Here is a 24,440-nt window from a genome sequence, read left to right as displayed (position 1 = left end):
GTATGAGGAGAATACACTTGCCAGTACCAAATTGCATAAATTCATAGTGGCGAATTGAGGAAAAGTGAGGATTAAAGTCCTCACTTAAAAATAAATTTTTTATTCTGGGTATTTTGCCGGACATCAGATTACGACTCAATCAACACAAGTTTACGCACCTGAGAATTGTTTCCCTGAGAACGGCGTGATGAGGCAGCAGTTAGTAAAAACTTCCAGGACTGAGGAGAAAGTATAGACGGATCGATCATTGAAAGAAAACTCTTGAGATTTTTTTGCTTCAGTGCTACTAAAATCCAATGGAGTTTCAGGTAATTTTTTATATCCTGAAAAAGAGGAATCTTTGAGCGATGTTGCTCATTTACCAAAGCGTAAATTTTCTCCTTCATCAAAATATTTGTCGCCAACCGCCGAGACAAAGAAAACTTTTGATTATACGCACCCGGCCAGATAGTCCGGTAAGCAAGACACTGGTTGAAGAAAATAGCATCGCCAAACTGGGCAATCCGAATCCAGGAATCGATGTCATCACAGTTAGCATCGAGTGTGGAGTCCCAACCACCAGTTTTCAGGAAAGCATCACGCCGACAAGCTACTTGTACTGGTGTGCCAAAAGGTACAAGCTCTAAAAGCATACCGTAGTGAATATCAGCTTGTGGGATATAAAAAGCTAAACCGGGGCCAACTTGGGGAGTGCGAGAGAGTTCAACTTGATTACCATCCACCTGAGCCGCCACACAAGAACAGATTACAGCATCGGGACGAAGTGCGATCGCCTTTGCCATCTCTTCTATGCAGTTAGGCGCTAAATAGTCGTCATCATCTAAAAACTTTATCCAGTCGCCGCTAGCTTTGGCAACTCCAGCATTTACCGTTGCTGCATGGCCAAGGTTGACTTCGTTACGATGGTAAACAACCTTGTCCCCTAAGCTTTTGAGATATGTTTGGGTGTCATCAGAAGAACAATCGTCGGCAACAACCACCTCACACTCGATTGTTTGGTTACGAGCCGAATCAATTGCTCTTTGCAGCAAATTTAAGCGATTATAGGTACTGATGACGACGCTAAATTTCATAAATTTCACCCCTGTGGTACAGCATTCTGCAATATAACTTTGATCTTTAGACCGTTGTATCAGTAAAATTATCAATCCCAACAAGTAGACTGAAATAGGATTATCGATTTATCATTGATGATTGTGAGTTTTTTTTAAGCAGACAGAAAGACTATGAATGCTCAAGAGATTATCCGCTCGATTGAAGCGGAACACATCAAATCGAATTTGCCCGACATTTATGTGGGCGACACCGTAAAAGTGGGAGTGAAAATCAAGGAAGGCGAAAAATACCGCGTACAACCCTACGAGGGAGTAGTGATTGCCATGCGGAATGGCGGCATCAACGAAACTATTACAGTCCGTAAGGTTTTTCAAGGCGTAGGCGTTGAGCGGGTATTTCTGTTGCATTCTCCCCGGATTGACAGCATCAAGGTATTACGTCGCGGTAAAGTCCGCCGTGCTAAACTGTATTATCTCCGCGATCGCGTAGGTAAGGCAACCCGGATCAAGCAACGGTTTGACCGCCCTTTGTGATTCGTCCTTCCAAAGTATGGGAGAAATCTCAAGCTTCAAGCGGCATCTGCCGCTGACTTGTTTCCCAAACAAAATTAAGGTATGATATAAATCTCATATTGCGTTAAACTGAAATTTAGTTCAGCGCAATCACTGAATCAAAAACAGCTTGTGCGCTCTTAGTTCAGTTGGTAGAACGCAGGTCTCCAAAACCTGATGTCGGGGGTTCAAGTCCTCCAGGGCGCGCTCAAGAGCAAAAAACAAAGCCCGAAATAATTACGCATCTGCTAACATAGCAGTTAGCGCTAATAATTTCGGGTAAACTTATTGTATTTGCAGTTGTTTTGCTTCCAGTAAGTGAAATAAAGTCGAAACTGCAAACCTAGATGACAATTAAGCAGGATCTAGTATAAGAAACGGGGGATAAACGGTCGTGGCCAAAAAAAGTGAAGCAGAATTGCCAGAAACCGCAAATGGGTTTAGCTTTGGCAACTTCATACAGGGAACCAAAGAAGAACTTGAAAAAGTAGTTTGGCCCAGTCGGAAACAGATAGTGAGCGAATCCGCCGCTGTGTTGTTAATGGTGGCACTCTCCGCATCTTTGATATACTTGGTCGATGGATTGTTTGGTTGGGCAGCAAAACAGGTGTTCTAATGAGTTTTGCAACAGATGAACCACGCAACTCAATGTTGCAGTCAGACGAAACAGCAGAAGCAGCAGAAGCAGCAGAAGCAGCGTCAAAAGAAGCACGCTGGTATGCAGTACAAGTAGCTTCCGGCTGTGAAAAGCGTGTAAAGACTAATTTAGAGCAACGCATTCAAACTTTTGATGTATCTGACAAAATTATCCAGGTAGAAATTCCGCAGACGCCAGTGGTGAAAATCCGCAAAGATGGCAGTCGCCAGCCTACAGAAGAAAAAGTTTTTCCTGGCTATGTGCTGGTGCGGATGATGATGGATGATGATACCTGGCAGGTGGTACGCAACACCTCTCATGTAATTAACTTTGTCGGTTCAGAACAAAAACGTGGTAGCAGCAAGGGTCGCGGTCATGTGAACCCCATACCACTGAGTTCTTCAGAAGTTGAACGCATATTCAAACAAACCAGCGAACAAGAAGCTGTTGTCAAAATTGACATGGCTACTGGTGATAAGATAATGGTGCTTTCTGGTCCATTTAAAGACTTTGAAGGCGAGGTGATTGAAGTCTCTCCAGAGCGGAGTAAACTTAAAGCCTTGCTCTCAATTTTTGGTAGGGATACACCAGTAGAATTGGAATTTAATCAGGTAGAGAAACAGAGCTAAATATAAATGGCGAAGAAAATAGTAGCGGTCATTAAACTGGCCCTGAATGCTGGAAAAGCCAACCCAGCACCGCCAGTTGGGCCCGCCTTGGGTCAACATGGTGTCAACATCATGATGTTTTGTAAAGAGTACAACGCCAAAACAGCAGATCAAGCTGGAATGGTGATACCTGTAGAAATTTCGGTTTTTGAAGACCGGAGTTTTACATTTGTACTCAAAACGCCACCCGCATCAGTACTGATTCGGAAGGCGGCGAAAGTTGAAAAAGGCTCGAATGAACCCAACAAAAAGAAGGTTGGGTCAATTACCAAAGCACAATTGCAAGAAATAGCCCAAACCAAACTCCCCGATCTCAATGCCAACGATATCGAAGCGGCAATGAAGATTGTGGCAGGAACGGCTAAAAATATGGGTGTAACAGTCACAGATTAGTCATTTGGTCATTAGTAAAAAATCAACAAATGACATAGACGCGCTAGCGGCTACTCTACGAGTTCTCCGAAGGAGTACCCGCAGGGTAAGACAAATGACAAAGGACAAATAAGTAAAAATTATCGGGGGAGAGGCGAAGCTTCGGAATTACCCCAGGAGAACAAAATGCCAAAAATATCGCGTCGTTTGCAGACGCTGCAAGCAAAAGTAGAAGACAAGGACTATCATCCCCTAGAGGCTTTAGCCCTTCTGAAAGACACAGCAACAGCTAAATTTACCGAAGCTGCTGAAGCGCATATCAGGCTGGGAATTGACCCCAAGTATACAGACCAGCAGTTGCGGACAACGGTAGCACTGCCCAAAGGTACAGGACAAATCGTCCGGGTGGCGGTGATAGCCAGAGGCGAAAAGGTAAACGAAGCCAGCAACGCTGGTGCTGATATAGTCGGTTCAGAAGAACTGATTGACGAAATCCAGAAAGGTAGAATGGATTTTGACAAGCTGATTGCCACACCCGATGTGATGCCACAGGTGGCAAAGCTAGGTAAGTTGCTTGGGCCGCGTGGTTTGATGCCATCGCCCAAGGGTGGAACCGTAACATTTGATTTAGCAGGTGCGATCGCAGAATTCAAAGCTGGTAAATTAGAATTCCGGGCTGACCGAACTGGTATTGTCCATGTTATGTTTGGTAAGACAACCTTCTCGCCTGAAGATTTGTTAGTCAACCTGAAGGCATTGCAGGAGACGATTGACCGTAACCGTCCTTCAGGAGCTAAAGGTCGTTATTGGCGCACATTTTATGTGGCAGCCACAATGGGGCCATCAATTAAAGTTGACATCAGCGCCCTACGAGATTTGAAACTGAGCGAAGCAGGTTAATTTTTAGTCATTAGTCATTAGTCATTAGTCATTAGTCATTTGTAAAGGCAAAGGACGAAGGACATAGACGCGCCAGCGGCTTTCCGCAGGGGTAAGACAAATTGACTAATGACAAAATTAAATAGGCAAAGCCGGAGACAGCAGGTGCTAATAGCTTAATATCCTGCCGAGGTTAAAACTCTAATAGTCAGAATTACCACCCATAAAGGTGTGATAACTATGGCGTCAAGAGTCTTAATACTCAACCCCGGCTAAATTAGCTGGGGTTTGTTGTTTGGGTTCAGGTTGAGAAAAAACGCACAAGTAGGGCACTTCCCCGATTATTTTAAGGAGGTGAGATTGGAATGGGTAGAACACTAGAGAATAAAAAAGAGATAGTAGCTGACCTCAAAGAAACTTTGAGTGAGTCAACTCTGGCACTGGTAATTGACTATCAGGGGCTAACAGTTTCTGAAATCACAGACTTACGGCGGCGGCTGCGTCCCAGTGGCACTGTTTGTAAGGTGACGAAGAACACCCTGATGGGTATTGCTATTAAAGATGATGAAAAATGGCAGCCCCTGTCGGAATTGCTCAACGGTGCTTCCGCCTTTTTGCTGGTAAAAGAAGATTTTTCATCGGCAATTAAGGCATACCAAGAATTCCAAAAAGTCACCAAGAAGACAGAACTTCGTGGTGGTGTACTGGAAGGTCGCCTACTCAAAGAACCTGATGTCAAGGTACTGGGAGACTTGCCATCTAAGGAACAACTCATTGCCCAAATTGCTGGGGCTATCAATGCCTTGGCTACCAAGATTGCTGTGGGTATCAACGAAGTTCCTGGTTCACTGGCTCGTGCTTTGCAGGCTGTGGCCGACCAAGAGCAAAGTGGTGGTAGCACCGAAACCGCTGCTGTCGAAGATAGCAGCACCGAAAGCACTGCTGTCCAAGATAGTAGCACCGAAAGCACAACTGAAGCTGATAGCAACACAGAAACTGCTGCTGAATAGACTTCGCGGTTCATCAGTCAAGAGTCAAAAGTCTAAAGTTAAAGACCAATGACAATGACAAATAAATAATCAAAATTACAGGAGTTATATCAATGTCTACTGCAACCGATCAAATTTTAGAACAACTAAAAACCCTGTCTTTGCTGGAAGCTTCTGAGTTAGTCAAGCAAATTGAAGAAGCTTTTGGCGTGAGTGCTGCTGCACCCGTTGGCGGCATGATGATGATGCCTGGTACTGGTGCTGCTCCTGCTGAGGAAGTTGTTGAGCAAACCGAGTTTGAAGTGATTCTCGAATCAGTCGCAGCTGATAAGAAAATTGCCGTGCTGAAGATTGTCCGGGAATTGACCGGTTTGGGTCTGAAAGAAGCCAAAGACTTGGTGGAAGCTGCGCCCAAGGCAGTTAAAGAAGGTATTGCTAAGGATGCTGCCGAAGATGCTAAGAAGCGCATTGAAGAAGCTGGCGGTAAGGTGACTGTTAAGTAGTCACAATTACATTAGTAGTTTTTTATTAAGGAGCCTAAGTTAGGCTCCTTTTTTATATTGGCTTGTAGCAAGGGCTGGAGCCGCTTACTACAAACCTTTATCTATCAATGTAGGTTGGGTTGAACGGCAGTGAAACCCAACATGAACAAGGAGCAAATGTTGGGTTTCGTTCCTCAACCCAACCTATAGATGTTGTAAGTGTTTAACCGAACCTGATATTACTTATACTTTTTGAGCGATCGCACCAACGCCTAAGATTAATAAACGATGGTCGTATTCCCAGTGGAAAAACTAACGTGGGAGCGATCGCACCTTCCTAGCAAATAAGAGTCATTTCATAAAAATAGAAATACTGGATGTGAATCTCATAAGAGTGGCAAGCATAAACAAGCTTTATCTAACCAAAACCATTACAAATTATTTTGAATTTCCTCTCTCACCCATTGCCTAAATGCCCTGAGTGTTGGACTTCTACCTAAAGTTCGGCTCTGTTCGACAAAACGAGGAATTGCTTCAAAAATACGCCAGTTCGGAAAAGTAGGACTTATTTCAGACTCAATATATTTGCCATCTTCAAGAATATTAATTTGTAGCTTCGCATTTTCATATCGCCAAAGTTCAGGAACTCTTAGCACTTCGTAAGCATCAAGTTGAGTTTTGGAAGTAACATCAACTTCAATTGCTAAGTCAGGTGGCGGATCAACTTTTAGGTCTATTCGTTCTTTACCAATCATTTGAGCATGATTTTGAATGTAGAAAGAATCATCAGGCTCTACACCAAAAGCCATATCTTCACCTTTAAAGGTGGTTGAGCCAAATGTTTCACAGTCAATTTCTAACTCCTCCAGCAGAATTTTTACCAAATCGCCAATGATGACTTTGGCTTTCTCATGCTTCGGTAATGGCATTCTTATCTGCAAAGTTCCCTGGCTGTAAGCCAATCGAGAGGCTCGATGGTCGCCAAGTTCTTCTAAAATCGCCTCAAATTCTTGCCAGCTAACATCGTGGAGTATTACTCTATGTCCCGGCGGAACACTTAATTGTCGCAATTGAAATGTTATTATCACTGATATTTTAAACTTTCAAAATACTATTTTTACGTGTTTTTACAGTGTTTTATACAAAGAGAACTTCTTCTACTTATTCGAACACTTTCCAATTTAATAATTATGTTGTTTGAAAATTTGGATCATAGAACACGCCAATTTATTATGGCTGAAGTTGAACTAGATATTACTAATGCCAAACTATACGTCAGTCCTCGCTTGAGTGAAATTGGTAGAAAAGACTATGTAAATTTAATTAAAGAAGCTATTAGTAGTCATAATGAAGCCTGGTTTGCTCAAGAACTTTCATTAAATGGCAGAATCAACTTAACAGAGCAAAGAAAAAAGCAGGGTGGATATACAACTGTAAAAATTCCTGAAACTGCTGCTGAAACACTAGCAGAGGGTGAATTTAACCGTTTTTATATTCGTGGTTTAAGTCTCAGAGCATTGGACGAGGGAATATCTGACCTTGAAGTTTACCGTGCTAAAGATGTAATGAATCCTCGTCCTAATTCACAAGCAAAAATAGGAACGAAAGTAAAAGCAGAAAAATTACTGGAGGATCTTCGAGTTAATCCAGGCATTGATACAGCATTGGGTTTACCTAATGGCCCAAACTCTGGGTTAAGTGTAAAGCTACCCTAGATAATTAATAAATAGTGATCGCTTTCATGCTCTCATCAATTATCTTTTTCTGAAGCGCTCACTTATAAACACTTATTAAAGATTCCCCACTTCTCTAAGAATTGGGGAATCTGAGCCTTGGAGTGATCGCAACTTTATATTAATCCAAGATTACTTGCCGTTGCCGTTAGCACCATTACCATTATTTTGAATGACACGTTCAGCAAGTTTTTCCGGCACTTCCTGAAGATGGTCATATTCCCAGTGGAAAGAACCAACGCCAAGAGTGAGCGATCGCAGCTCTACAATAAAGTTTTGCATCTCTGCTTGTGGCAAATATGCAGAGACATTATCCCAGCCTTGCCAATCGTTTCTCCCCTCATAGCCTAAAATTTGCCCCCGTCTACCACTCACCAGTTGCAACACTTTGGAGGTAAATTCGTTAGGTGTTGTTACTTCCACCCGCAAAATTGGTTCTAACAGGGTAGATTCCGCTTGGGATATCCCTGTTTGCATTGCCAATCGGGCAGCTTGCTTAAAGGCTTGTTCGGAACTATCAACGTTGTGATAAGAACCATTCGTCAGAGTTACCGCCAAATCCACTATTGGGAAGCCCAAAGGCCCATGTGTCAGAAATTCCCGCACGCCCATTTCCACACCAGGTATGTACTGTTTGGGAATCACACCGCCGACAATAGTTTCATTAAAGTTAAAGCCTGTACCGCGTGGTAAAGGCTTAATTTCGAGAAAAACATCACCAAACTGTCCATGACCACCGCTTTGATGCTTGTAGCGCCCATGAACTGAAGCCACTGTTTTGCGGATGGTTTCTTTGTAAGGCACTTGTGGTAAGTGGGTTGTCATTGGCAGATTATATTTGCGGCGCAGTCTGTCTAGAGTAACTTGCAAATGAATCTCGCCTTGACCCCAAAGAATTACTTCGTGGGTGTCGCCGTGTTGTTCCCAAGCAAGTGAGGAGTCTTCTTCTAACAACTTGGTAATAGCACTGCTGAGTTTAACCTCATCGTTGCGCTTTTCTGGTGTAATGGCGAGGGCATACACTGGTTCCAACTGTACAGCTTTGGCTAATTCCATCGCCGCTTGCGGTTCTGTGGAGATTGTATCTCCTGTCTTAATTCCTTCTAAACGACTCAATGCGACAATTTCACCAGCACCAACTTCATTAACGAACTGCTGTTGTTGTCCCATGAGGCGGTAAATCCCAGCAGTGCGAATGCCATTGAGAACAATGCCATCAGTTAATTTGCCCCGCCAAACACGCACCAGAGAGAGTTTACCACCTTGGGGAGTGTAGTAAGTTTTGAGTACCTGCGCTATGGGAGTATTGCCTTTTAAGTTTTTTAAGCGACGTTCTGCTGTCGTTTCTGGTTCGGGGGCTTCCCGTAATAAGGCTTCTATTAGAGGTCTAACACCATAATCTTGTTCTGCCACACCAAAGAAAACGGGCACTACCAAATCTGCCCCTAATTCCATTTTTAAATCTTTGAGGATTTCTTCTTGGGATGGTTCGATGTCTTCTAAAAGTTCTTCGAGTAAATGGTCGTCAAAATTTGCTAAAGCTTCGAGCATTTCTGCCCGTGCTGTATGTTCTTCTTCTTTTAAACTTTCGGGGAAGGGAATGGGGTCAGCAGGTGCGCCTGGATGATATTTATATGCCTGTTCGCTCACCATATCAATAAAGCCGGTGAGTTGTTCCCCGTTCATGATGGGATATTGATGTGCTACCAGGGGACGGCTAGATACTGCTTTCAGGGCGTGTAACGTTTCTAGAACATGAATATTTGCCCGATCCATTTTGTTGACGAAGACGAGGTGGGGAATTTCCCAATCGTCCAGGAATTTAAATAGAGGGGCAAGAGTGAGGACGCGTTCGCGGATGGGTTCGCAAACTACAATTGCTGCATCCACTCCGATTAAAGCATTGTACGTTTCTTGGGCAAATTCTACACTTCCCGGACAGTCAATAAAAGTGAAGCGAATGCCGTTATACTCAGTGCTAGCGGCGCTGACTTCTACACTGAAATGGCGATCGCGCGACTCAGCAGCACTATCTCCCACTGTATTGCTGTCCTTAACATTGCCTTTGCGGGAAATTGCCCCTGTGACAAATAACAAGCTTTCTAGTAAAGTGGTTTTTCCACTTAAATAAGGCCCGACAATTGCAACATTGCGCGAACCCGATTTTACTTTGTCGTTCATAAAACCTCCCTTGCGGTAATTGATTATTAACCGCATGATTCTGTATATATCAAGGGATAAAAAAATGGTTCTCTGGAGTCAAAATTACCCCTTCTTTAATTCGTTATTATCCTCCCTTTAATCGAAAATTAAAAAAATTGTAGCCTGTCGTAAGATTTAGCTTAAGAAAAGTTAAGTATCACAAATTTTTATACTGAATCAAAAACTTTTGTAAAAAACAATATGAAGTAAATTTAACTGAAAGTGTTGCGAGTCAGAAAATCAATGAGATTATCATTCTTTAAATATCGCATAGCAGGGTTAGTAAGTTTGACTTTGCTGGTTGTTAGCATTTCCTCCCCCTCTGTTTCTCTATCTACTCCTGTCGCCTTAAAACTGGCACAATCTAATGGAAAAACTGCCATAGACTGGTTAAACCAAGGCTTACAAGCAATTCAAGCGGGAAAGGTACAAGATGCGATCGCTGCCTTTAAACAAGCAACTCAATTAGATCCGACATTAGCACCAGCGTACTATAATCTAGGGCTAGCATTCCGACAAACGGGACAATTACAACCCTCTGCGGATGCATTTTATCGAGCGACGCAAGCTGATCCCAAATTTGCTCCAGCTTTTGCTAATTTAGGCGGAGCGTTGTTAGAAGGCAATAATTTAAAGTTAGCTAACGATTATTTACAACACGCGTTAGAACTCGATTCCAAACTAGGATTTGCCCACTATAACTTGGGGTTAGTACGAGAACAGCAACAAGATTGTGAGCGAGCGATCGCATCTTTTAAAAAAGCCGTAGAATATAGCAAAAATGCACCAGAACCGCCTTACCATCTAGGGATGTGTTATCTCCAACAAGGTAAACTCGATCAAGCAAGAAGTGCATTTTATCAGGCATTAAAAATTAATCCCAAGTATCCAGAAGCTTACTACAATCTCGGCTCAATTTTTTTTCAACAAAGTAAATTACAAGAGGCATTAGAGGCTTTTAGAAAATCAGCCGAAGCTAACTCTAACTATCCCAACGCTTATTATGGTGCTGGGTTAGTTTTTATCCAGTTACAGCAATATGGCGATGCAGTACAAGTATTGCAATTTGCTAGAGATTTATACAATGCTCAAAAAAATCCCCAGTGGGCGAAAAATGCCGAGCAATTGTTGCAACAAGCACAAAATTTAAATTACCAACCTCGCTGAGGCGGAAAAACTTAATATTGCATAACATAAAACTATTGGGTTGACTCGCTGGTGTTGTCTGAACTTGTCCCGATTGGAATAAAACGTACATGCAAAAGCGCCAGAAAAGTCGATTTTTATTTAGCGATCGCTGGCTCGATCGGCACTCAATTGTTCGCAACATGGAAGCCTTTCAAGACTTAATTGTGATTGTTTTGTGTTTAGGTTTGTTCGCCGTCATGCTGATCCAATTGTGGGGGATAGCTATCGCCCTCATGCAGCCACTAGACTATAAACATGTGACTGCAAAAATACTATTTGTGTTGATTTTAGTCGAGTTATTCCGACTATTAATGGTCTATTTGCAAGAACATAGTATTTCTGTAGGAGTAGCAGTTGAGGTAACAATTGTATCTCTACTGCGCGAGGTAGTAGTTCACGGAGCGCTGGAAATTTATTGGGTTAATACGCTTGCAATTTGTGGTTTGTTATTTGTTCTGGGTGGACTACTCGTGGTATGTGCTAAAACGCCACACATGGATTGTATGAGCCATAACACTAAGTTTTGTCCGGTTGTGTATAGGGGAGGTAGAGAAGGCCAAAACGAGTTGGAATTCCAGTATTCACGTCAATGTGATGAGAATCAACCGCTTGGATAAATTGTTATGAAAATGGGGAGTGTGGAGTGGTGAGTAGGAAAAAGTATTTTCCTACTCACCACTCCTTTGTTTCGGTCTGTATCAGGAACTTGGATACATTTAAAATCTCAAATGTTAAAGCTTAAGATATCTACATCAAAGATCCAGAAGAAGTAGGTTATCAGCCTTGTGTAGAGTTGTTCCAAAAATTGGGCTTGCAATTCTCACAAGAAAAAAGCAGATGTTTGTTGGCATCTGCTTTCATAAAAGATTCATTCTCTAATTTACATAGATACCAACTGATTCACTGGGGCAATCCCAGCCAAATCTAAAATTGGCGCGATCGCATCTTCTCGCTTCACCGCCATCAGGTGAACCCCTTGACATAATTGCCGCGCTATTTGCACTTGCTCGGCGGCAATTTTTATCCCTTCCTCAAAAGGGTCTTTAGCTTTTGCCAATCTATCAATAATATGTTGGGGAATATCTACACCCGGAACACATCTATTAATAAACTGAGCATTTTTTGCTGATTTCAACAGAAATATTCCTGCCAAAATTGGTTTTTTATAACCAGCGGCGATTGTGTCCATAAACTTTTCCAGCCGCTCAAAATCAGTAATCAACTGACTTTGAAAAAACTGCGCTCCGGCTTCGATTTTGCGTTCAAATCGACTTTGCAAACCCGACCAACTTTTACATTGCGGATCTACTGCTGCACCAACAAATAAATCTAACGCTCCATCAGTCAAGGGTTTATCGTTGCTATCAACACCTTGATTCATCTTCCGAATCAGTTGCAGCAGTCGCACAGCTTCTAAGTCAAACACTGCTTTGGCATCTGGATGATCGCCTGCTTTAACTGGGTCGCCAGTCAAAGCTAAAATATTACGAATACCTAAAGCATGAGCGCCCATCAAATCAGCTTGTAAACCGATGCGGTTGCGATCGCGGCAAGCAATTTGACAAATCGGCTCTATACCGTTTTGTGACAAAATCACCGATGCGATTAACGAAGACATGCCTAACACGGCGCGGCTACCATCAGTAACATTGACGGCATGAACCCTCCCCTTAAGAGTCGCCGCCATTTGAATCATGTGCGCTGGATTTCCCCCTTTCGGGGGTGCTACCTCGGCGGTAACTAGAAATTCACCTGCTTGTACAGCTCTGCGAAAGTCATTTAAGGCTGTGGGGCTGTGGGTGTGATGCATAACATTAAGGTTTTCAATTTCTTAAATGGTATAACAAATCACACCTAAAGGTGAAAACTTATAGAGGAAGAGAGTAGCCTAAAGCAGCTTTGACTTGTGATAAAGTTTGATTTGCGATCGCTCTAGCTTTTTCCCCTCCATCCCTTAACACAGACTCCAAATAGCTTTTATCTGCCGTTATCGAGTGATATTTTTCTTGGATTGGTTTCAGGGACTCAATAATTGTATCTGTCAACAATGGCTTGAACTGTCCCCAGCCCATATCCTGACACTCAACTGCGACATCTTCCTTTCTCTTTCCAGCAAGCAATGTATAGAGCGTTAACAAATTATTACACTCTGGACGCGCTGGATCGTCAAAAGTCAGCCCACGAATCGGATCAGTTTTACAACGCTTAATCTTGTATTGAATCTGTTCCGGTGAATCTAGCAAACTGATTCGGCTCAAATCGGAAGGATCGGACTTCGACATTTTGCGTGTACCGTCTGCTAAACTCATCACCCTTGCCCCTTCCTTGCGAATCAAAGGGTCTGGTAACTTCAGAACAGGTTGATCTGGTTTACCAAATTGGTGATTTAACCGAGCTGCAATATCCCGTGTCAATTCCAAGTGTTGCTTTTGGTCTTCACCCACTGGCACTTTATCCGCTTGGTAAAGCAAAATATCTGCTGCCATCAGCACAGGGTAATCCAATAAGCCTGCACTCACATTTTCTCCCTGCTTGAGTGCCTTTTCCTTAAACTGGATCATATCTTGCAGCCAGTTTAGAGGTGTAATGCAGTTGAGCAACCAGGTGAGTTCACTGTGGGCCGAAACGTGGGATTGTACAAAGATGGTGGAGTGATTTAAATCAAGACCACAAGCTAGATAAAGAGCAGCAAGAGTGTAGGTATCAGCTGCCAACTGTTTTGGGTCGTGTGGCACTGTAATCGCGTGCAAATCAGCCACAAAAAGGTAATTTTCGTATTCGCTCTGACCTTCTACCCAGTTGCGAATGGCTCCCAAGTAGTTACCTAGATGGTAATTGCCGGTTGGTTGAACTCCAGAAAGAACACGTTGCTTGCCCATAAATTTCAACTTAGTTATCTCAAATCCGCGCTATGTCGGCGATGTCTGGCGACAAGTCGCTTGCGCCTACACAAAACTCATTTAATTTTGACATTTTCCTGGTCAACTCGCCGTTGTGGGATTAGAGATTTTAACTCAACTCCGATTGCTATAGAAACTCTTCACAAAGGAAAACGACAACTTAGTGTACTCTCTACAGCTTGTAGAGTGGGCATTGTAAAGCTTTACTGTAGTCTGTTGTAAATAAAAAGTCGATGCAATGGCATTGTCGGTCAACACAATGGCATTGTTAGTCGATACAATCGCATTGTCGGTCAATACAATCGCATTGTTAGTCGATACAATGGCATTGTCAGTCGATACAATCGCATTGTTAGTCGATACAATGGCATTGTCAGTCGATACAATGGCATTGTCAGTCGATACAATGGCATTGTTAGTCGATACAATGGCATTGTCAGTCGATACAAATGCGATCGCCAAAGGTGAAGAACAAGGAACCTTCCGCGCCCTTGAAAAACCAGATATAACCCAAAGCCCCGTACCTCGCCTCGCTTTGATTTACTCAAGCGAGATGATTACTTAATGATGGCGATCTAGTTTTCTCGCGGTTGTCCTTAGAGGATGTTTGAAAAGTTCTCTTGTCGGTATCAAAAGTTTTAGATCCCTCTAAATCTCCCGATAAATTGGGAGACTTTGATTCCAGTTCCCCCCTTTTTAAGGGGAGCCAGCGCGGTCTTCTCCCAAGGGGAGACGCTAAAAGCGATGGGGGTTTCCCCCATGAGCGACTGGCGTGGGTTAGGGGGGATCTAAAAGTGCCTAAAGTCACAGGTAAATACTTTTCAAACATCCTCTTAGCCCTTCCCAATACTGCTCTCTGGCATTAGTCACAATTTAAGATTAGTTGATTGTTGAGCGATCGCTAATGTGTTTTTATAAATAGCGATCGCATTAATTTTGCTCACCAAAACCAAACTCTTAAATTCGATTTACCTTTGTGCCAAACCCACCTGTCCGCCAATTAGCCCCAGAAATCCAGTTCCAAAGTGCTGAATCTCCAAAAAGCTTGCTTGCTCCGGCGAGGTTTTGTAAATTTGGAATGTCTTCATAATTCCTAAAGTGGCAGCACTTTCTAGAGGCCCAACAAAACTAACATCGCGGTCGAGAAAATAGGTTTGATTAGCCCATTGAGCCATCTGACTTGCATTTAAAAAGTAGCAACCTGCGTGAGGATTGAGGGCACGACAAAAGGTAATTGGTGTATTCAGAATTGTACCTTTGAGTTCCTGTTGTTCCTGAACATTTTGAAAAGGAGCAGTTACTCGTAAAGCCAAATCCCCATCAATATAAGCTTTGTGAACCAAACCGTTGGGAGAGACTTCATAACGATTTGGTTGGAGCAAATTTAAATCACCCGCTTGTTGGGTAAACCAGTTTAATTTTATAAAAAACCAAGGGTCGTGAATAATTAAGTCATCTTCAAGAAAGCAGTAGTAATCATACTGACCGAGACAACTTTGCAGAACAGCTTGGCACTCAAACCCCAAAAGTAAAGGTTCTGCATTGCTAGAATGATGCCTATATAAATGGGATGGTAAGGGAAGCTGATTTAGAAGATGATTATCTTTAATTGTACAAATAACAATATCTAGTTCGTGAGACTGCGGCTGATTAGCAGGAAAAGCTAGTCGTTGAGCAATGTTGATAATACTTTGAGATTTGCCAAATAATTGGTGTAAAGCGGTAATGCTTTTAGTTAACGCCTGCAAGCGGGGTTGTGGGTCTTTGCGTTGGGAAGCATGACGACCCTCACTGTTAGGTTTGAAAAAATGGGCAATGGTAAAAATAATTCGCATTTTAAATATCGCTTTTGTATTTGTCTGTCATTAGTCATTTGTCTTTTGTTGGTTGTAACTAATGACTAATGACTAATGACTAATGTCATCTAATTTCTGGCAAATCCTTTAGAACTTGGGCGCTTTTTCAAACTATTAGAATTTTTACCAGCGAACATCCATTGCAAATGCTGTGGTAACAGTTTTGCCAAATCATAACGCTTCCGAATTGTCTCTCGCGCATTCGCACGAATTGCATTCATCTCTTGAGGATGATTCAGCGCCTCTTCAACCCGATTAGCAATATTCTGGGGAGAAAAGAAATCTACTAGCAGTCCATTCACCCCATCTTCTACAACTTCCAAGACAGGCGAAGTCTTAGAAGCTATTAGTAAACATCCTGCTGCCATTACTTCTAACATTGACCAAGATAATACAAAAGGACGGGTTAAATAAACATGAGCAGAAGAAGCTTGTAAAACCTGAAGGTACTCATTGTAAGGAAGCCTATCTGTAAAGTGCAGCCTGGATAAATCCAAAGATAATTTTTCTAGCATTAATTGTTTATAAGTCTTACCATCGGGGAGATTTTTACCATAAGCAACCCGATCTTCTCCCACAACTACCACGTGGCATTTAGGTCGTCGCTGCTGAAGTAGCGCCACCGTTTCCATAAACTGCGGAAAACCCCTATAAGGTTCCATCCCCCGTCCTACATAAGTTACCAACTCTTCCACATGGGAAAGATCCAGATTTATTCTTGGTAAAACTAACTTTGCGCCTGGTTTGGGGACAAAATATTGGGTATCAATACCATCATGAATTACAGTGAGTTTGCTATGATATTCTTTGGGAAACTGCTGACGTTGCCAATTCGTCGGACAAAGACCGCGATCGCAACTATATAAATCAGTCAGAATCGGCGCATTTTTCACGCGGATACGGCATTCATCATCAGAATTCAGCGGTTCATTGGGATCAAAATCTGCATCCGAACCGTGAGCATGGTAAAACCACTCGAAATAACACAATAATTCTGCTTTGGGGAAAACATCTTTCATAAATAAAGTCGGCCCCCAACCAGAATGACCATAAACTATATCTGGAACGAAACCCTCAGCTTTTAATTTTTCTGCCACGCGATAGACAGCCTGTGCGGTGAGAACAGCATTTTCCAGGTTGCGAACGTAGTGGTGAGTTTGGGGAGCCGCTTCACGAGAAGGAGTGTAAATAGCTTTATAAACGCCAGGTATTTCCCCTTCCCGACGATTTGTCCCAAAGACGACTTGGTAATTAGGATCTTTACCTAAAACTGTCGCTAGGTTGCGAAATTGTGAGGGAAAATTGGGATGTAAAAATAAAATTTTCATTGGAATAATCTTGATTAACTTATTGCCAGATAAAATAAATTAAGACAAGCTGCTTAAGATTATAAGATTATTTATCACAATTTTTAGCAAGTAAATTTAGGTGAATCGTTGCCGTGAAATGCGAAAATAATCGCAAATTCGTGTTATGACCATGAAATTTATTGGTATTGATTTAGGCTGGCGATCGCAACCAAGTGGACTGTGCTGCTTAGAATGGAAAGATGGCCAACTGCAACTACTCGATCTAGACCGCAAAGATGCCATTGCAGACATCCTCACTTGGCTCGATCAAACCGTCAAACCAGATGAACCAGCCATCATCGCCGTAGATGCACCTACCCTCATACCCAACGCTACTGGGAGTCGCCTCGCCGACAAACTCAGCCACAAGTACTTTGGCAAATATCATGCGGGATGCTACCCAGCTAATCAAAACCTACCCTTTGCCCATCGCACCATCAACTTTGGTTTAGAATTAGAATCACGCGGTTTTGCACACGCACCCACGATTGAACCGCAAAAACTTGGCAGATATCAAATAGAAGTCTTTCCCCACCCAGCAATCGTTAACCTATTCAACTTAGAACGCATCCTCAAATACAAAAAAGGACGCCTCAATGAGCGCCGCCTAGAACTAATCAAACTCTACAATTACATTGTTGATTTTTTACCTACCCTTGAACCTCCTCTGCGTCCTCTACGCCTTCTCTGCGAGACGCTGCGCGTTGGCGAAGCCTCTTGCAGAGAAAGCGGTTCGTTCTTTTCCGAAATCCCCAACACAGGCGCAGCCCTCAAAACAACCGAAGATCAACTAGATAGCCTAATTTGTGCTTACGTTGGTGCATACTGGTGGTATTGGGGAGAACAACGTAACTTAGTTCTAGGCGATGTCTACGACGGGCTACGCCTACGCACCACAGGCTACATTATCATCCCTCAAAGAATATTAGCCTAAAATTGTAATATCCTAAGATTTAAGTCGAGGAAGTTTTATGCAAGGAGTTAGTTCTAACTTGAGTTTAAAAGAGCTTTATGAAATTGATGATCATCTCTGGTTAGAGGAAACAATCAAGCTATTAAAAGCTAACCATTTAGAAGAATTAGATTTAGAAAATTTAATCGATGAGCTAGAAAATTTGGGTCGTAGAGACAAAGCCAAGGTTGCTAGTTTATTAGAACAAATTATTAGACATCTTTTATTGCTGCAATATTGGACAGAAGAATCTCAATATAATTCTGGACATTGGAAAGCAGAAATTAGAAGTTTTAGGAATCAATTAAAACGTAATTTGACAACGAATTTATATCAATATTTAGAAAATGAATTAGCATCAATTTATGATGATGCTTTAGGGTATGTAATTGAGAAAACCCAGGGCAAGCTAGATAACTTACCTCAATATTGTACTTATACCTTAGAACAGCTACTAGATATTAATTATCTACCTGAAAAGTTGTAACATAAAAGGCGTTGCTAAACTTAAATCAGCAACGCCTATTCTTAAGTATTCAATAACTACTCACTACTCTTATTCTGCCCAAGCAATCAACCTTGGTTCATAAGGATTAGCCAGATTTTGATTTTTCGGCAATACACGCAAAGACAAGCCTTGCAAACCAGAAGCAGTATAGGTGATATTACCTGTGTAAATACTCAATTGCTGTGCATCTTCCCCTTGGTAATGCATCACCACTGGCACAGCGTTGACAATCTCACCATTGGCATCGATCGCACCTTGATATAGCTCCACCTGCACATCATCATTCGTCAAAGTTGCCAAGTCAACCTTGGCTTTGACAGCAACGGTTTGGTTAACCTCAATGTCGTCTGAAGCTGCCGATACGTCAATATCTTTAATTTTGATGTCGAACCAGTGTTCGCCCAGTTTTTCTTTCCAAGCAGCTAGTTCTTTAGCTGGGGCATAGTTATCAACAGTCAGGGTATGATAGCGATCGCTGGCCGGGAAATAAGCCCGCCCAGCATATTCTCCTACCATCCGCGCTGTATTAAAGAAGGGACAATTCAACCGAATTGCATCCTTCATTTTGGCAACCCACGGACGGGGCAAACCATCAGTATCCCGATGTTCATAAAATAACGGTACAACTTCCTTCTCTAACAACTCGTAGAGAGCATTTGCTTCTACTTCATCTTGGTAGTTGGGATCATCGTAATTTTCTCCATGTCCAATCGCCCAGCCCGTGCGGACGTAATCAGCTTCATCCCACCAGCCATCTAGTACACTTAAATTTGGCAATCCATTCATTGCCGCTTTCATGCCACTAGTACCAGAAGCTTCCCGTGGACGACGCGGTGTATTTAACCAGATATCGCAACCCGCAACCATCAACCGGGAGATGTGAATGTCGTAATTGGGAACAAACACTACCTGTTTTTCTAAATGTTGTTCGCGGATAAAGTGATTGATATCGCGGATCAGTTCTTTACCTGGGATATCCTTGGGATGTGCCTTACCAGCGATTACAAATTGCACTTTCCGGTCTTTGTTAGCCAGCAGAAGCCGCTTAATCCGATCCAAATCACGCATCCAGAGGGTAGCGCGTTTGTAGGTGGCAAAGCGACGGGCAAAGCCAATGGTGAAAGCGTAAGGATCTAAAACTTCTTGGGCTTGGACAATTTCTGAAGCCGAAGCGCCGCGATCGCGCAAGTGCTTAACTAAATGCTCTCGCACATACAAAACCATATCTAAGCGACAGCGTTCGTGATTCCGCCACAACTCCTCATCGGGTATAGCGTCCATCCGCTCCCACAATGGGCTATCTGGTGGTGCTGATGACCAATTTGGGCCCAGGTAGCGATCGTACAATTCTTGAGTTGATTTCGCCACACAACTCCGAGCATGGACACCGTTGGTAATTGCGGCGATCGGCACTTCCTCTACTGGCAGGTTCTTCCACAAGCCTTGGAACATTTGCCGTGACACTACACCATGCAGTTGTGCCACACCGTTAGAAAATGTTGCCATCTTCAGCGCCAGCACCGCCATACTGAAAGGCCCAGATAAATCGCCAGTATTCTCGCGCCCCAGTCCTAAAAATTGCTCTTTGGGCAACCCAAATATCTCTGCATAGTACCCCAGGTAGTACAACATTTTGTCGGGAGCGAACAAGTCAATTCCCGCTGGTACTGGCGTGTGGGTGGTAAAGATATTGCTGGAAGCTACCACCTGTCTAGCTTGGGCATAATTCAGTCCTTTTTCCTGAATCAGCAAGCGGATGCGTTCTAAGGCAGAAAAGGCGGCATGACCTTCATTCATGTGGTAGGCGGTGACTTTCAGCCCTAAAGCTTTGAGCATTTGCACACCACCGATCCCCAGCATGATTTCCTGGTGGATACGCATATCAATGTCGCCACCATACAGCTGGTCTGTGATGTCGTGGTCGTAAGTAATGTTGGGTTCAATGTTGGTGTCCAGCAGGTATAGAGGTACTGTTCCTACCTGTACGCGCCAAACTCTGGCATATACCTTGCGTCCTGGATAATCTACCGCAATCCGCAGTTCTGAACCATCAGCATTGCGCTCTAGATGCAAGGGCATATTGTAGAAATCGTTCATCAGGTAGCGTTCCTGCTGCCAGCCATCAGCATTCAAATACTGGGCAAAGTAGCCTTGCTGATACAGTAAACCTACACCTACAAGCGGTAGCCCCAAGTCACTGGCAGATTTGAGGTGATCCCCCGCCAGAACGCCCAAGCCGCCAGAATAGACGGGCAAACAATCTACAAGTCCAAATTCCGCCGAAAAATAGGCGTAGCATTCCTTTGGTTTATCTTCCCGTTGTTTTTGATACCAAGTCCGCTCTTGCAAATAATCTTCTAACTGACGGTCAGCTCGATCCATTTGCGCGAGAAAGCCTTCATCTTCGACAACTTCCAAAAGCCGCGATTGAGAGATAGTACCCAGCATTAACACCGGGTTATGATGGCTAGACTCCCACAGGTCAGAGTCTAATCGACGAAATAAATCTTTAGTATCAACGTTCCAATCCCAGTGCAAGTTATATGCTAGCCGCCGCAGTGGTTCGAGTCGCGGCGGTAGTGAAGGAGATACATTAAATGTGCGAATTGGCTGCATAGGTTGGCAAAACTCCAAGTTTAGCTATGGTTATTGTTTACTCTCTTTACCAATGTTGCCAATTCTTTATACTCTAGTTTGTGAAAAAGCGATGACTTTGTTAAGCATTGAGAATTCTCTTTAACCTGGTTGCTAAAGTTTACACCAAGGTGTTTCTAATTCTATGCCTGACTCTGAGTCATGTACTTGGTATATTAAGATTTAATCATTTACTGGCACTGCATCACTTAAAAAAATCTAGTTTGGAATAAATAATTTATATTTATTTTAGTATTGCTTCCGGGGATCAATTCTAGAGTCATGGCTGAAGGTGAAAATTCCCCATAGCTGTGTCTAGGAAAGTTAAATTTTTAATTATTTTTTAATAAAATGGCGCTGGGAAAGTTGCAGTGTCAGAAGGTAGCAGGCAGAAGGGGAACCGCATAAATAATCGGATGAAAACCGTACCAAGCAGTTAACCAGGAAAAGCGATGCCTGCGGCGGGCTACGCCGACTCTAACTACTTGGTATGAAATATTAGCACTAAATCAGGAAAATAACTTACGATGTGTTATCTTATGCACCTAGTGAAGGCTGATCTTTAGTATTTTTTGTCATTGTCAGAGCTACAGCTGCTGCATAAGCAATCTCTGCTGCCATTTGATAAGCAAGTTTGATACTTGATGAAGTGTCCTTGGCTTTAGGAGAGGGGGAAGCTTTTTTTCGGCGTGACTCTTGTTTGACACCACCTGCTGCAATAGCTCGCTGTAAAATAATCCAGGCATCTAGGTCTTCTGAGTCATAATTACTTTGAAGCTGCGATCGCAGTTGATCTTCGGCTACAACACTCAGATAGCCAGTATTTAGAGCTTCTTGTACAATTTCTTTAATTAAAGCCATAATTTGAACCAAGTGTGTGAGTTAAAACCGATACCTCAATTTGGGCAATGTGATATTGTTTTGTGAACTTCTCCTAGAAACTAAGTTAGGTTTTAGCTTTCTTTTAATAAAATTTATAACGAGTAGTACCAAGCACGCATCACCCGCTTGGCTCACCCGAATGGGTGATTTACAAATTTTTAGATCCAAATAATAGGGAAGAGGAATATTTGTAGCTCTTTGGCTTTTTAACGAAGAGACTATCATAATACCATTTCTTTGTGAGGCTGCGCCAAACCTTTTTAACTTCTTCTTTCTTTGTGCCCTTCTCTACGTTCGCGAACAGCGTGTCGCAGACAGAGGCTACACGAATACGGAATTAATTTCATCTAAGTGTATAAAATTATTTTTGAGTAGCGATCGCTCCAGTAAAAAAGTTAACTTATTTCCACCATTCTCATCAACAAGCAACCTGGAAATCAACTTCTTTAATCAGAGTGTTCCACTAAAAATAAAATGTGTTATCGTTAAAAACAATTGTTATTAAAAGCCATTCATGTAATTACAAACGTGAATTGGTTAGTCTGTAAATCATCCGTGTGCAACATGATTGGAGCAGCATACTCTAGAAATTCGTTGCAAGAAAGCCGTCATAGCAGTCGGGGAAGCGCTTACTTGTTTGCACCGATGGTTAACTTCAATGTGATGGCTGATGTGGGAGATAATCCACCCTAATTGGATTTTATTTGGGCAAAAATACCCAGAAAAATCCAACAATAATTACATTGTCATCCTAGGCAGAAATTTTATCTAAACTTTGAATATAGTCTAGTTAAATGTATTTTTTGTTGTCAAATAGCTTGTGAAACTGAGTTGTTTCAAAAGACTAAAACCGCTTGAGAGAAAATAGCCTCAAGACAAACAACACTATCCCTAGTTGCTTTAGGAGTGTTGTTAGCGGTAGCAAGCTTTTCCAATTTGCCGGATCACCAAAACAGTAGCCGATCTAAACCAGCAAATTTTCTCATCAGACAATTTAACAGTCTGAGTTTTGACCTTGCAATGCACTGAAATTGTTTTGTTAATTGATTTTGTGAAAAAGAAGCCAAAGTTTTACGTACATATAGTACGAAAGCTTCTAGCGAATTAACGCAATTGTGCATATTACTTGAGTAATTCTACACATCTAACCTCAAGAATCGCTCACATAGTCAAAGCCAGACTCTAGTTTTTCAACATTTGAAAAACCATCTAAAAATCTGGGGAAATTTTGGTGATCCTGCTGCCTTAGCTCATGTATTAACACACACAGAGCTTATTGGTATTGGCAGAAGATTAGGATACAGCCAAAACAACTTTCAACACTGTCAACAACAATTGATTGAAGAGATATGTAGCCATGCAGAACGAGCAATATTTTTCCCAATTGCAGCGCGTGCAAGAACTTTTAGTGACTACAGTGTTAGGAGATATTCCGACACTTCTTCTCGGCCCAAAGTTGCGTAATTTGGGATACCGTAGTATTTTTGCTCAGATAGGCAGCCCAGTCTATATTCAAAATGGTGTTGAATTTAACGGTACTTCTTGTATTGAGATCGGCACAGGAGTCTATATTTTCAACGGTGTGCGGCTGAATGCGAGAGGACACAAAAATAATAAAATTCATCTAGGAGATAGAGTCGCTATTGAGCGTAACGTTGATATAGGGTCTTTGGAAAATACGTATATACATATTGATGAAGACACCTTTATTGCTCCCAACGTGTGTATTGAGGGGCCAGGAGACATTAAAATTGGTAAACACTGCTTGATTGCTGCCCACTCAGGGATATATGCCAATAATCATAATTTTGCTGATCCGATGAAGCTGATTAAATACCAAGGTGTTACTCGCAAGGGAATTGTGATTGAGGATGATTGTTGGCTAGGACATGGAGTAACAGTATTAGATGGCGTTACTATCGGCAAAGGCAGTGTTATTGGTGCCGGAGCTGTTGTCAATAGAGATATTCCTCCTTTTTCCGTTGCTGTCGGCATACCTGCACGAGTAATCAAAAACCGAATTGGCAAAGATATAGCAAAGCTTCAAGCTGAGAAATAGGGTATGGGGTATGGGGTATGGGGAATAGTAACTATCCCCTGTAACCTGCTGCCTTTTTTGGGAAACCTTTGCGGTGAGTCAGCGTCACAAGAGTAAACAGTCTCTGAGTTATTTTTTAAGGGCATCTAAAGTCAGACAACTGACATCTTGCACCATTCTCAATAACCGTAGGATCGGCACTGCCAGTCCTTAGTCCCCAGAGTCCTCTAAAAAAGGGACGAGATTTGGGTAATATAAAGTAGCTATCTTTTCTGCATGGCAGATACTGAAAGAAAAGCTCTCTTTGTTTTACCCGTTGGAGATATTTCTATGCTGACTTTAAAAATCGCTGTTTATATTGTTGTTGCCTTCTTCGTAACTATCTTCATCTTCGGATTTTTGTCGAACGATCCAGCTCGTAACCCCGGCCGTCGGGACTTAGAGTAAAAGGGCGATAAATCATCCGCGACTTTGGAAGGCGGAAAATACTAAACGCCACAGAAACTTACTAAGCGAAAATTTAGTAAGTTTCTTCCTCCAAGTAGCTTGCTGTAGGTAGCAGAA

The 24,440-nt window shown here is 42.4% G+C and carries 25 protein-coding genes, 1 tRNA gene and 1 other annotated feature; of the genes, 17 read left to right on the top strand and 9 right to left on the bottom strand.

Features of this window, described 5'->3' with window-relative positions; genetic code table 11:
- Positions 1 to 128: 128 nt before the first annotated feature.
- Positions 129 to 1,073 (bottom strand): glycosyltransferase family 2 protein, encoded by a 945-nt coding sequence (locus V7K62_RS16975; protein WP_334865877.1) that lies wholly within the window; start codon positions 1,071 to 1,073, stop codon positions 129 to 131.
- A 153-nt stretch (positions 1,074 to 1,226) separates the two neighbouring features.
- Between V7K62_RS16975 and rplS the strand changes: the two genes are divergently transcribed.
- The 8 genes from rplS (at position 1,227) to rplL (ending at position 5,655) form a co-directional block, all read left to right on the top strand.
- Positions 1,227 to 1,589: a 50S ribosomal protein L19 gene (gene rplS, locus V7K62_RS16970; protein ID WP_229546546.1), complete on the top strand. Its 363-nt coding sequence runs from the start codon at positions 1,227 to 1,229 to the stop codon at positions 1,587 to 1,589.
- Positions 1,590 to 1,741: 152 nt separating this feature from the next.
- Positions 1,742 to 1,814 (top strand) — tRNA-Trp (locus V7K62_RS16965).
- A 187-nt stretch (positions 1,815 to 2,001) separates the two neighbouring features.
- A complete protein-coding gene (gene secE / locus V7K62_RS16960) occupies positions 2,002 to 2,223 on the top strand; it encodes a preprotein translocase subunit SecE (RefSeq protein ID WP_334865871.1) in 222 nt (73 codons plus the stop codon).
- On the top strand, positions 2,223 to 2,873 hold the full coding sequence (nusG, locus tag V7K62_RS16955) for a transcription termination/antitermination protein NusG (protein WP_334865869.1): 651 nt from the start codon (positions 2,223 to 2,225) through the stop codon (positions 2,871 to 2,873). The genes secE and nusG overlap by 1 nt, the downstream gene beginning before the upstream one ends.
- A 6-nt stretch (positions 2,874 to 2,879) precedes the next feature.
- Positions 2,880 to 3,305: a 50S ribosomal protein L11 gene (rplK, locus tag V7K62_RS16950; protein WP_334865867.1), complete on the top strand. Its 426-nt coding sequence runs from the start codon at positions 2,880 to 2,882 to the stop codon at positions 3,303 to 3,305.
- A gap of 165 nt (positions 3,306 to 3,470) precedes the next feature.
- On the top strand, positions 3,471 to 4,184 hold the full coding sequence (gene rplA, locus V7K62_RS16945; RefSeq protein WP_334865865.1) for a 50S ribosomal protein L1: 714 nt from the start codon (positions 3,471 to 3,473) through the stop codon (positions 4,182 to 4,184).
- A 113-nt stretch (positions 4,185 to 4,297) separates the two neighbouring features.
- Positions 4,298 to 4,465 (top strand) — a sequence feature (ribosomal protein L10 leader region).
- Between the two features lie 63 nt (positions 4,466 to 4,528).
- Positions 4,529 to 5,173, top strand: coding sequence for a 50S ribosomal protein L10 (rplJ, locus tag V7K62_RS16940; protein WP_334865863.1), 645 nt, complete (start codon positions 4,529 to 4,531; stop codon positions 5,171 to 5,173).
- Positions 5,174 to 5,265: 92 nt separating this feature from the next.
- On the top strand, positions 5,266 to 5,655 hold the full coding sequence (gene rplL / locus V7K62_RS16935; protein ID WP_334865861.1) for a 50S ribosomal protein L7/L12: 390 nt from the start codon (positions 5,266 to 5,268) through the stop codon (positions 5,653 to 5,655).
- A gap of 410 nt (positions 5,656 to 6,065) precedes the next feature.
- Here the strand turns inward: rplL and V7K62_RS16930 are convergent, their stop codons facing one another.
- Positions 6,066 to 6,719, bottom strand: a complete 654-nt coding sequence (locus V7K62_RS16930) for a Uma2 family endonuclease (RefSeq protein ID WP_334866041.1) — start codon at positions 6,717 to 6,719, stop codon at positions 6,066 to 6,068.
- Positions 6,720 to 6,824: 105 nt separating this feature from the next.
- On the opposite strand from V7K62_RS16930, the gene V7K62_RS16925 reads away from it, so the two are divergent.
- Positions 6,825 to 7,349 (top strand): hypothetical protein, encoded by a 525-nt coding sequence (locus V7K62_RS16925; RefSeq protein WP_334865859.1) that lies wholly within the window; start codon positions 6,825 to 6,827, stop codon positions 7,347 to 7,349.
- Positions 7,350 to 7,499: 150 nt separating this feature from the next.
- Here V7K62_RS16925 and V7K62_RS16920 read toward each other — a convergent pair whose 3' ends face one another.
- On the bottom strand, positions 7,500 to 9,548 hold the full coding sequence (locus V7K62_RS16920) for an elongation factor G (RefSeq protein ID WP_334865857.1): 2,049 nt from the start codon (positions 9,546 to 9,548) through the stop codon (positions 7,500 to 7,502).
- 264 nt (positions 9,549 to 9,812) lie between these two features.
- On the opposite strand from V7K62_RS16920, the gene V7K62_RS16915 reads away from it, so the two are divergent.
- Both V7K62_RS16915 and V7K62_RS16910 read left to right on the top strand, forming a co-directional pair.
- The gene (locus V7K62_RS16915; RefSeq protein WP_334865855.1) at positions 9,813 to 10,736 is read left to right on the top strand and encodes a tetratricopeptide repeat protein; all 924 of its coding nucleotides are present in this window, start codon (positions 9,813 to 9,815) and stop codon (positions 10,734 to 10,736) included.
- Positions 10,737 to 10,825: 89 nt separating this feature from the next.
- Positions 10,826 to 11,374, top strand: a complete 549-nt coding sequence (locus V7K62_RS16910; protein WP_334865853.1) for a phosphate-starvation-inducible PsiE family protein — start codon at positions 10,826 to 10,828, stop codon at positions 11,372 to 11,374.
- A gap of 263 nt (positions 11,375 to 11,637) precedes the next feature.
- Here the strand turns inward: V7K62_RS16910 and V7K62_RS16905 are convergent, their stop codons facing one another.
- Entirely contained in the window at positions 11,638 to 12,567 is a 930-nt protein-coding gene (locus V7K62_RS16905) for a methylenetetrahydrofolate reductase (RefSeq protein ID WP_334865851.1), read from the bottom strand.
- A 58-nt stretch (positions 12,568 to 12,625) separates the two neighbouring features.
- Positions 12,626 to 13,636, bottom strand: a complete 1,011-nt coding sequence (gene trpS, locus V7K62_RS16900; RefSeq protein WP_334865849.1) for a tryptophan--tRNA ligase — start codon at positions 13,634 to 13,636, stop codon at positions 12,626 to 12,628.
- Positions 13,637 to 13,895: 259 nt separating this feature from the next.
- On the opposite strand from trpS, the gene V7K62_RS16895 reads away from it, so the two are divergent.
- Entirely contained in the window at positions 13,896 to 14,222 is a 327-nt protein-coding gene (locus V7K62_RS16895) for a hypothetical protein (RefSeq protein ID WP_334866049.1), read from the top strand.
- A 403-nt stretch (positions 14,223 to 14,625) separates the two neighbouring features.
- Here V7K62_RS16895 and V7K62_RS16890 read toward each other — a convergent pair whose 3' ends face one another.
- A complete protein-coding gene (locus tag V7K62_RS16890; RefSeq protein ID WP_334865847.1) occupies positions 14,626 to 15,492 on the bottom strand; it encodes a calcium-binding protein in 867 nt (288 codons plus the stop codon).
- Positions 15,493 to 15,581: 89 nt separating this feature from the next.
- Positions 15,582 to 16,841: a glycosyltransferase family 4 protein gene (locus tag V7K62_RS16885; protein ID WP_334865846.1), complete on the bottom strand. Its 1,260-nt coding sequence runs from the start codon at positions 16,839 to 16,841 to the stop codon at positions 15,582 to 15,584.
- Between the two features lie 151 nt (positions 16,842 to 16,992).
- Between V7K62_RS16885 and V7K62_RS16880 the strand changes: the two genes are divergently transcribed.
- Both V7K62_RS16880 and V7K62_RS16875 read left to right on the top strand, forming a co-directional pair.
- The gene (locus V7K62_RS16880) at positions 16,993 to 17,796 is read left to right on the top strand and encodes a DUF429 domain-containing protein (protein ID WP_334866039.1); all 804 of its coding nucleotides are present in this window, start codon (positions 16,993 to 16,995) and stop codon (positions 17,794 to 17,796) included.
- 37 nt (positions 17,797 to 17,833) lie between these two features.
- Positions 17,834 to 18,301, top strand: a complete 468-nt coding sequence (locus tag V7K62_RS16875; RefSeq protein WP_334865844.1) for a DUF29 domain-containing protein — start codon at positions 17,834 to 17,836, stop codon at positions 18,299 to 18,301.
- 69 nt (positions 18,302 to 18,370) lie between these two features.
- Here V7K62_RS16875 and glgP read toward each other — a convergent pair whose 3' ends face one another.
- A complete protein-coding gene (gene glgP / locus V7K62_RS16870) occupies positions 18,371 to 20,938 on the bottom strand; it encodes an alpha-glucan family phosphorylase (RefSeq protein ID WP_334865842.1) in 2,568 nt (855 codons plus the stop codon).
- Between the two features lie 555 nt (positions 20,939 to 21,493).
- Entirely contained in the window at positions 21,494 to 21,817 is a 324-nt protein-coding gene (locus tag V7K62_RS16865; protein ID WP_334865840.1) for a hypothetical protein, read from the bottom strand.
- 576 nt (positions 21,818 to 22,393) lie between these two features.
- Between V7K62_RS16865 and V7K62_RS16860 the strand changes: the two genes are divergently transcribed.
- The 3 genes from V7K62_RS16860 to V7K62_RS16850 all read left to right on the top strand — a co-directional run bounded on the left by V7K62_RS16860 (position 22,394) and on the right by V7K62_RS16850 (position 24,323).
- Complete coding sequence (locus V7K62_RS16860; RefSeq protein ID WP_174707946.1) at positions 22,394 to 22,531, top strand: hypothetical protein; 138 nt, start codon at positions 22,394 to 22,396, stop codon at positions 22,529 to 22,531.
- Between the two features lie 664 nt (positions 22,532 to 23,195).
- Positions 23,196 to 23,897: an acyltransferase gene (locus V7K62_RS16855; protein ID WP_334865838.1), complete on the top strand. Its 702-nt coding sequence runs from the start codon at positions 23,196 to 23,198 to the stop codon at positions 23,895 to 23,897.
- A 309-nt stretch (positions 23,898 to 24,206) separates the two neighbouring features.
- Positions 24,207 to 24,323: a photosystem II reaction center protein I gene (locus V7K62_RS16850; protein ID WP_041566417.1), complete on the top strand. Its 117-nt coding sequence runs from the start codon at positions 24,207 to 24,209 to the stop codon at positions 24,321 to 24,323.
- The last annotated feature ends 117 nt before the right edge of the window (positions 24,324 to 24,440 follow it).

Origin of the sequence: Nostoc sp. (assembly GCF_036917935.1) — a bacterium.
In the GTDB taxonomy this organism is placed as follows: domain Bacteria; phylum Cyanobacteriota; class Cyanobacteriia; order Cyanobacteriales; family Nostocaceae; genus Nostoc.
Note: the sequence above shows the minus strand (reverse complement) of the source record. Positions and strands in the feature narration are given on the sequence as shown.

Bases quoted from the DNA above. Each gene is read 5' to 3' on its own strand.
- V7K62_RS16975 (WP_334865877.1), bottom strand. From the start codon at position 1,073: ATGAAATTTAGCGTCGTCATCAGTACCTATAATCGCTTAAATTTGCTG.
- rplS (WP_229546546.1), top strand. From the start codon at position 1,227: ATGAATGCTCAAGAGATTATCCGCTCGATTGAAGCGGAACACATCAAA.
- nusG (WP_334865869.1), top strand. From the start codon at position 2,223: ATGAGTTTTGCAACAGATGAACCACGCAACTCAATGTTGCAGTCAGAC.
- rplK (WP_334865867.1), top strand. From the start codon at position 2,880: ATGGCGAAGAAAATAGTAGCGGTCATTAAACTGGCCCTGAATGCTGGA.
- rplA (WP_334865865.1), top strand. From the start codon at position 3,471: ATGCCAAAAATATCGCGTCGTTTGCAGACGCTGCAAGCAAAAGTAGAA.
- rplJ (WP_334865863.1), top strand. From the start codon at position 4,529: ATGGGTAGAACACTAGAGAATAAAAAAGAGATAGTAGCTGACCTCAAA.
- rplL (WP_334865861.1), top strand. From the start codon at position 5,266: ATGTCTACTGCAACCGATCAAATTTTAGAACAACTAAAAACCCTGTCT.
- V7K62_RS16925 (WP_334865859.1), top strand. From the start codon at position 6,825: ATGTTGTTTGAAAATTTGGATCATAGAACACGCCAATTTATTATGGCT.
- V7K62_RS16920 (WP_334865857.1), bottom strand. From the start codon at position 9,548: ATGAACGACAAAGTAAAATCGGGTTCGCGCAATGTTGCAATTGTCGGG.
- V7K62_RS16915 (WP_334865855.1), top strand. From the start codon at position 9,813: ATGAGATTATCATTCTTTAAATATCGCATAGCAGGGTTAGTAAGTTTG.
- V7K62_RS16910 (WP_334865853.1), top strand. From the start codon at position 10,826: ATGCAAAAGCGCCAGAAAAGTCGATTTTTATTTAGCGATCGCTGGCTC.
- V7K62_RS16905 (WP_334865851.1), bottom strand. From the start codon at position 12,567: ATGCATCACACCCACAGCCCCACAGCCTTAAATGACTTTCGCAGAGCT.
- trpS (WP_334865849.1), bottom strand. From the start codon at position 13,636: ATGGGCAAGCAACGTGTTCTTTCTGGAGTTCAACCAACCGGCAATTAC.
- V7K62_RS16895 (WP_334866049.1), top strand. From the start codon at position 13,896: ATGGCATTGTCGGTCAACACAATGGCATTGTTAGTCGATACAATCGCA.
- V7K62_RS16890 (WP_334865847.1), bottom strand. From the start codon at position 15,492: ATGCGAATTATTTTTACCATTGCCCATTTTTTCAAACCTAACAGTGAG.
- V7K62_RS16885 (WP_334865846.1), bottom strand. From the start codon at position 16,841: ATGAAAATTTTATTTTTACATCCCAATTTTCCCTCACAATTTCGCAAC.
- V7K62_RS16880 (WP_334866039.1), top strand. From the start codon at position 16,993: ATGAAATTTATTGGTATTGATTTAGGCTGGCGATCGCAACCAAGTGGA.
- V7K62_RS16875 (WP_334865844.1), top strand. From the start codon at position 17,834: ATGCAAGGAGTTAGTTCTAACTTGAGTTTAAAAGAGCTTTATGAAATT.
- glgP (WP_334865842.1), bottom strand. From the start codon at position 20,938: ATGCAGCCAATTCGCACATTTAATGTATCTCCTTCACTACCGCCGCGA.
- V7K62_RS16865 (WP_334865840.1), bottom strand. From the start codon at position 21,817: ATGGCTTTAATTAAAGAAATTGTACAAGAAGCTCTAAATACTGGCTAT.
- V7K62_RS16855 (WP_334865838.1), top strand. From the start codon at position 23,196: ATGCAGAACGAGCAATATTTTTCCCAATTGCAGCGCGTGCAAGAACTT.
- V7K62_RS16850 (WP_041566417.1), top strand. From the start codon at position 24,207: ATGCTGACTTTAAAAATCGCTGTTTATATTGTTGTTGCCTTCTTCGTA.